This is a genomic window from Arthrobacter sp. 2YAF22_2 (assembly GCF_052114645.1).
Classification (GTDB): Bacteria; Actinomycetota; Actinomycetes; order Actinomycetales; family Micrococcaceae; genus Arthrobacter.
The window spans coordinates 1-6412 of sequence record NZ_JBFRFD010000179.1; the positions used below are offsets into that span (position 1 = coordinate 1).

Genomic DNA, 6412 nt, shown 5'->3' on the forward strand with positions numbered 1-6412 from the left:
CCACTCCGGTACAGGAGGCGGGTCCGGCCCGAAAACTTGCTGTGCTGGGCGTGATGGGTGACGTGGTTGCCATGCGGGTAATGGAGCACCGGATGGACCCGGTGGTGGCCGAGCCCCTGCACMAGGGCAAGGCAGGTGTCATGCTGAAATGGAGCGAGCGGCTGGCGGCCGCCGGTGGTTTGGGGACGCTGCTGGGCGGACGCCACCGGGCGGTGGCCGTGGCTTCGGGGCTGGCGCTGCTGGCCGCCTCGGCGTTGACCCGGTTCGGCGTGTTCGAGGCCGGCCTTTCCTCGGCTCGGGACCCGCGGTACACGATCGAACCGCAGAAGAACCGTCTCGCCGCCCGCCGCGCTGCCGGCATCACCAGCGATTCGATCACTACTGCCGGCTGACGGCTCTGCCGTGGCTTAGTGGATCGGGTTCAGCGGATCTCGGTGCCTTGGCCGACGACGGTGTGTCCGATTACCGGATAGCCGGGCACCTCACCGACGACGAGCAGGCCGCCGGAGGTCTGTGCATCGGCCAGCAGGAGCAAATCGTCTTCGGTGACGCCGGCGGCGGCCCGTAGGTGCGGCCGCACCCAATCGAGGTTCCGACGCGTCCCGCCGGAGACAAAGCCATCCCGCAGCGCCTCCAGGGCGCCGTCGACGACTGGCACCGCTTCCCGGTCGATTACTGCCCCCACCCCGGAGGCGCGGCACATTTTGTAGAGGTGCCCCAGCAGGCCGAAGCCCGTCACGTCCGTGGCCGCACGCACGCCGGCCGCCACCGCTGACTCGGCGGCGTCGCGGTTCAGGCGCGTCATCGTCGCTACCGCTTCCGCGAACACTTCACCGGTCTGCTTGTGCCGGTTATTGAGCAGCCCGACGCCGATCGGCTTGGTGAGCGTGAGCGGCAGCCCGGGCTGGGCGGCGTCGTTGCGCAGCAACCGGTCGGGATGGGCGACGCCGGTAACCGCCATGCCATACTTCGGCTCCGGATCGTCAATCGAATGGCCGCCGATCACCGGGCACGCCGCCTCCGAGGCGACGCTCAGGCCGCCGCGTAGGACTTCAGTCATCAACTCCAGTGGCAGCACGCCGCGGGGCCAGCCGACGAGGTTGATCGCCATGATCGGGCGGCCGCCCATCGCGTAAATGTCCGAAAGCGCATTCGCGGCAGCGATCCGGCCCCAGTCAAAGGCATCGTCAACCACGGGAGTGAAGAAGTCGGCCGTGGACAGCACCGCCAGATCGCCGCGCACCAGGACGGCTGCTGCGTCGTCGCCGCTGTCAAGACCAACCAGCACGTCCGCGCCCGGCTGGCCGGTGAGGCCGCGCACCGCTTCTTCGAGCTCGCCGGGCGGAATCTTGCAGGCGCAGCCACCACCGTGGGCATAGGCGGTGAGCCGGACTGGGCCGACGCCGTCGTTGTTAAGTGGCGGAATGGACGTCTCGGTCTCGTTCACTCCCCTAGGTTACCCCCGTGTGCGATCTGCTACATTGATCCCGGTGGCGTCCGGGTCCTGGTGGGCCCCCCGGTCTTCAAAACCGGTGAGGCTGAGTATCTCGGCCTGGCGGGTTCGATTCCCGTCCGCCTCCGCCAACCACCGGCATGCACTGCCGCGGAAGGAAGAGGGACTGTGGACCAGGTCGATCCCCGCCGGCTAATTCCGCGCACCGACGATCTGCTGGCGCTGCCGGCCGTCTGCGCGGCCCGGAATCGCCTGAGTGCACGGCTCATCCGCGAACTCGTCCGGCAAACCCAGGAGCAGGCGCGGCGCGGCGACCTCGATCCCGGCCAGGTGGAATCGGCCCTGCTGGCCGCCGTCGCTGCCCGCACGGCGACCACCCTGCGCCCGGTGCTCAACGCAACCGGCGTGGTCGTCCACACCAACCTCGGCCGCGCCCCGCTGTCTGCGGCCGCGGTTGAAGCACTTGTCGCAGCCAGCGGCTACGTCGACGTGGAGCTCGATCTGGTAACCGGCAGCCGCGCCCGCCGCGGCGCCGGTGCCCGGGCTGCATTGCTCGCCGCCTGTCCCGCTGCCGAGGACGCGCTGGTGGTCAACAACGGGGCTGCGGCGCTAGTGCTGGCCACCACGGCCCTCGCCGCCGGCCGGGAGGTGGTGGTGAGCCGCGGCGAACTGGTTGAGATCGGTGCCGGCTTCCGGTTACCGGACCTGATCGAATCAACGGGTGCGACGCTGCGCGAGGTGGGCACGACCAACCGGACGCACCTGCGGGACTACGCCGACGCCCTCGGACCGGCCACCGGCTGCGTACTTAAGGTCCACCCGAGCAACTTCCGGGTGGACGGATTCACCTCCGCTGTTCCACTGGACGAACTAAGCCCGCTGGCCGCGGCGCACGGAGTTGCCCTCGTGGCCGATCTCGGCAGCGGACTGCTGGCGCCCGATCCGCACCTTCCCGAAGAACCGGACGCAGCCACCGCGCTGGCCAGCGGGGCCGACGTCGTCATTGCCAGCGGCGACAAACTGCTGGGCGGACCCCAGGCCGGTTTACTGCTCGGCCGGACGGAGATCATCTCCCGGCTGGCACGCCACCCGCTTGCCCGAGCGGTGCGGGCCGACAAACTTGCCCTCGCGGCGCTGGAAGCTACGGTCGCGGGCGAAGCACCGCCGGTCGTCCGGGCCCTGCACGCGGACCCGGACTGGTTGCGGAACCGAACCGACCGGCTCGCCGCGGCCCTCGGGGTACCGGTCGTCGCGCACGACGGCCGGGTCGGCGGCGGCGGAGCACCCGGCGTCGCCCTGCAGGGGTGGGCCCTCCGGCTCCCCGAAACGCTTGCCGGGCTCTTGCGTGCCGGCGACCCGGCCGTGCTCCCCCGCGTCCACGACGGTTCCTGCCTGCTCGATCTGCGCTGCGTACCCGAAGAGCACGATGACAGGATACTCGACGCGGTGCGCCAGGCGCTGGCAACGTTCACGGGGTCGGATGCAGGCGGGGCGGGCTGAACCGTGCATGTCGTTGCCACCGCCGGACACGTCGATTGCGGCAAAAGCACGCTGGTGCGCGCGCTGACCGGCATGGAGCCGGACCGCTGGGAGGAAGAGCGGCGCCGCGGGCTGACCATAGACCTGGGCTATGCCTGGACCACGCTGCCTTCCGGGCGGGATGTTGCCTTCGTGGACGTACCGGGCCACGAACGGTTCCTCGGCAACATGCTGGCCGGAATCGGACCGGCTCCCGTCGTCTGCTTCGTCGTCGCTGCCGATGAAGGCTGGCAGGCGCAGTCAAGCGACCACCGGGACGCCGTCGCTGCGCTGGGCATTGAGTACGGCGTCGTGGTCATCAGCCGGACCGATCGCGCGCCCGGGCAGATTGGTGAAGTCCTCGCCCGGACCCGCAGGGAGCTGGCCGGGACTGGCCTGGCGGATGCGCCCGCAGTGGCTGTGTCTGCCGTCGAGGGCACCGGCCTGGCCGAACTGCGTGCCACCCTCGACGGCGTTCTGGCCGGGGTGCCCGACCCCGCCACCACGGGCCGGGTCCGCCTGTGGGTGGACCGCTCGTTTACTATCAAGGGCGCCGGAACCGTGGTGACCGGAACGTTGGCAGCGGGAACGCTCGTCCAAGGGGACCGTCTGCAGTTGCTCGGCCACGATGGTTCGCGGTCAGTGGTGGTCCGCGGACTGCAAAGCCGCGACACGTCGTATTCCTCGTTGGGGCCGGTCAACCGGGTGGCACTGAACTTGCGCGATGTTTCCGCCGCCGACGTCCGCCGCGGAGACGCTCTGCTGACCCCCGACGCGTGGCCCGTCACGGGCGTCCTGGGCATCCACCGTACTACCGGCGTAGCCTATACGGACGTCCCGGAGCAGCTCATGGTGCATGCCGGCACTGCCGCCGTGCCGGCCCGGCTGCGTCCTTTCGGTGCCGACCACGCCCGGCTTGTCCTGGACCGGCGCCTGCCGCTGGTTCTCGGGGACCGTCTGGTGCTGCGGGACCCCGGGACCCGCTCGGTGCTGGGAGGCGCACAAGTGCTCGACGCCGATCCGCCGGCCTTGCGGCGGCGCGGTGACGGCATCCACTGGGCTGAGCGGCTCGCTGGCATGGACGCCGCCGGAGACGTGCTGGCGGAAGTTGCGGCCCGTGGGGCCGTGCAGGAAGAATACCTGCGCCGGCTCGGGTTGCTGTCTGCCCACGACGCGGCGCCCGCCGGCGTCCGGGTTCTCGGCGACTGGTGGGTGCACGCTCCCGCCTTCGAAGCATGGCAGCATCGGCTGCTCACGGCCCTCCAGACACTGCATGAGCGCGATCCCCTCGCCCCGGGCCTTTCCCGGGGCGCGGCCCGGGATCTGCTGAACCTGCCCGATGAGCGGCTTCTTGACCCGGTCGTTCGCGAAGCAGGTCTGGAGCAGGAGAGCGGCCACGTCCGGCTCCCAGGCATCCAACGCGACCTTGGCGCCGTCGGGCCGGCGGTGGATGAACTGGAGCGCAGGCTGACCGCCCGCGCATTCCAAGCCCCAGAAGCCGAAGAGCTGGCCGCGCTGGGCCTGGGCGCCCGGGAGCTCGCTGCCGCCGAACGCACCGGGCGGCTGCTGCGCTTGCGCGACGGAGTGGTACTCCTGCCCACGGCACCGGCCTTTGCGATGCGCGAGCTGGCCCGCCTTGAGCAGCCCTTCACCACTAGCCAGGCACGCCAGGCCCTCGGGACAACACGAAGGGTCGCGGTTCCGTTACTGGAATATCTGGACTCACGCGGCTGGACCCGGCGACTGGATGCCGGTCACCGCACGGTAGTGCGTCGACCCGTCTGAACGGTAGATCACCGTGACAGGTGAACCACCCAATCCGCTAAGCGGATGGAGGGCGGTCATCCCCAAGTCCCTGAAGGGCAAAATGCATAAGCTCATTGGTCAACAACGTTCGGGCCTCAGGGGTCGATATGGCACTGCACCAACAGTTCGAGCAGCTCAGCGCCCGTCCTCTCGAAGTCTCCAACGGTGCGCCGAAACGCCTGCACAGGGCCGCGACATCGTTCACGCCGACAGTCGTGGACTGCACCCAACCTGCGCCCTGCCGGATTCCCGGGGCGGCTTGCCGGATTACTTCGGTCACGGCGGCGGCATCGTAGAGCATCGTCAGTATCACGTCGGCGCCAGCGACGGCTTCGGCCGGGGACAAGGCCACCTGCGCTCCGGCGTCGGCAAGTGGGCCGGTCTTGGCCTGGTCCCGGTTCCACACGTGGACCTCGTGTCCGGCCCGCAGAAGGTTGCGGGCCATCGCGGCCCCCAYAATGCCGGCTCCCAGCACTGCCACGTTGCGCTTCGTGTTCCTTCACCGAGCCTACGACCCAATGCCGGAACCCGACCTTCGAGTTCGGCTCCCCTCGGCAACGACCTCGAGGTCGAGCTGGCGCTGCGCCTCGCCCTCCAGGACCTGCAAGCCGCAACCCAAGATCAATCTAAAGAATAACCAAGGAGTCACGTTGTCAGCGGCCCTAGCCACCATGAAGTAGTGAACGAGAAAACTCCACGAAAGGACGAACGAGGATGAATACCCAGCAACGACACCACGGGGCGCTACCACCGTAGGCAGCCGCTCCCCCAGCCAACCGAATAGACCGCTTCCGGGACCCCGACACACTCGGAATATCAGATCAGAGGCAAGGGCGTGGACACCGTCCTCGCGAAGAAAAACCAAAAAACCCCTGAACAGGGAACTTGTGCCCGAGGTGGGACTCGAACCGGGTTCCAGCCCCCGGAAATCCGCCATTCCCCCGAGAAGCTCCGCAATCCGGCCCAGTCCGGCACCAGTACGATCCGATCCGAAGCCCAGGGTGTGCACATTGTGCACACCCTCCTTTTTTGGCGGCTTGATGTACCGTCCAGAGAAGTGCCGCAGCCCGTCGGATGCGGGAAGTCCTCCTGCCTGTTGCGCACCTGCATTCCTCAACGGGTGCCGATCTGCACGTGTCCTGGCCGGGCACCGGCGCAAGGCGTGCACGGAGCGCCGGAGTCCGGCGCACGGCTCAGGCCCGGGATCAACAGGAATCATGACGCGGCACCTCTCTTCAGACATCTCATCGTCGAAGGAGCAGAAAGGTGCATGACCAGGACGCGCCCATCGGCCTGCGGTGAAAGGACCAGCGCCACACTTTCAGGACGAGGTACTTAGACACTGGGTCGAAGGCCTAGCGCCCCACGAGGTGAACCGCCCTTGGACCGAAGGTGCATGTTAGCGTCGACGCCTCCCAGAGACTTATTCAGAACGCCTATCATGCCGATCTGTTTACATTCACCGAAAAGTACTGCTTGATGCAACTGCGTTGCGTCGGATGCACACGTTTGGATGACTGCGACTGTTGCGGAGATGGATCTTAATCCAGATAGAGATGTAAACAGACTTCTTCCTACAGGTGAAAATTGATTGACTGTGGTCTGGCTCACTCGTATTCTGGTGCAACAGCGTTG

Annotated in this window: 4 protein-coding genes, 1 tRNA gene and 1 pseudogene; 4 read left to right on the top strand and 2 right to left on the bottom strand. The window is 68.0% G+C overall.

Annotated elements, in window-relative coordinates; all coding sequences use genetic code 11:
- Positions 1-392, top strand: a pseudogene (locus AB4Y86_RS09220) (NrfD/PsrC family molybdoenzyme membrane anchor subunit); the annotation flags it as partial.
- Positions 393-421: 29 nt separating this feature from the next.
- Here the strand turns inward: AB4Y86_RS09220 and selD are convergent.
- Positions 422-1447 carry a selenide, water dikinase SelD gene (gene selD / locus AB4Y86_RS09225; protein ID WP_441401945.1) on the bottom strand — a complete coding sequence of 342 codons (1026 nt, stop codon included), beginning with the start codon at positions 1445-1447 and terminating at the stop codon, positions 422-424.
- A gap of 42 nt (positions 1448-1489) precedes the next feature.
- On the opposite strand from selD, the gene AB4Y86_RS09230 reads away from it, so the two are divergent.
- The 3 genes from AB4Y86_RS09230 to selB all read left to right on the top strand — a co-directional run bounded on the left by AB4Y86_RS09230 (position 1490) and on the right by selB (position 4756).
- Positions 1490-1584 (top strand) — tRNA-Sec (locus tag AB4Y86_RS09230).
- A gap of 37 nt (positions 1585-1621) precedes the next feature.
- The gene (gene selA / locus AB4Y86_RS09235; protein ID WP_441401946.1) at positions 1622-2953 is read left to right on the top strand and encodes an L-seryl-tRNA(Sec) selenium transferase; all 1332 of its coding nucleotides are present in this window, start codon (positions 1622-1624) and stop codon (positions 2951-2953) included.
- Positions 2954-2956: 3 nt separating this feature from the next.
- A complete protein-coding gene (gene selB / locus AB4Y86_RS09240; protein WP_441401947.1) occupies positions 2957-4756 on the top strand; it encodes a selenocysteine-specific translation elongation factor in 1800 nt (599 codons plus the stop codon).
- Between the two features lie 37 nt (positions 4757-4793).
- On the opposite strand, the gene AB4Y86_RS09245 is transcribed toward selB, so the two are convergent.
- Positions 4794-5258, bottom strand: coding sequence for an NAD(P)-binding domain-containing protein (locus AB4Y86_RS09245; protein ID WP_441401948.1), 465 nt, complete (start codon positions 5256-5258; stop codon positions 4794-4796).
- Positions 5259-6412: the final 1154 nt, after the last annotated feature.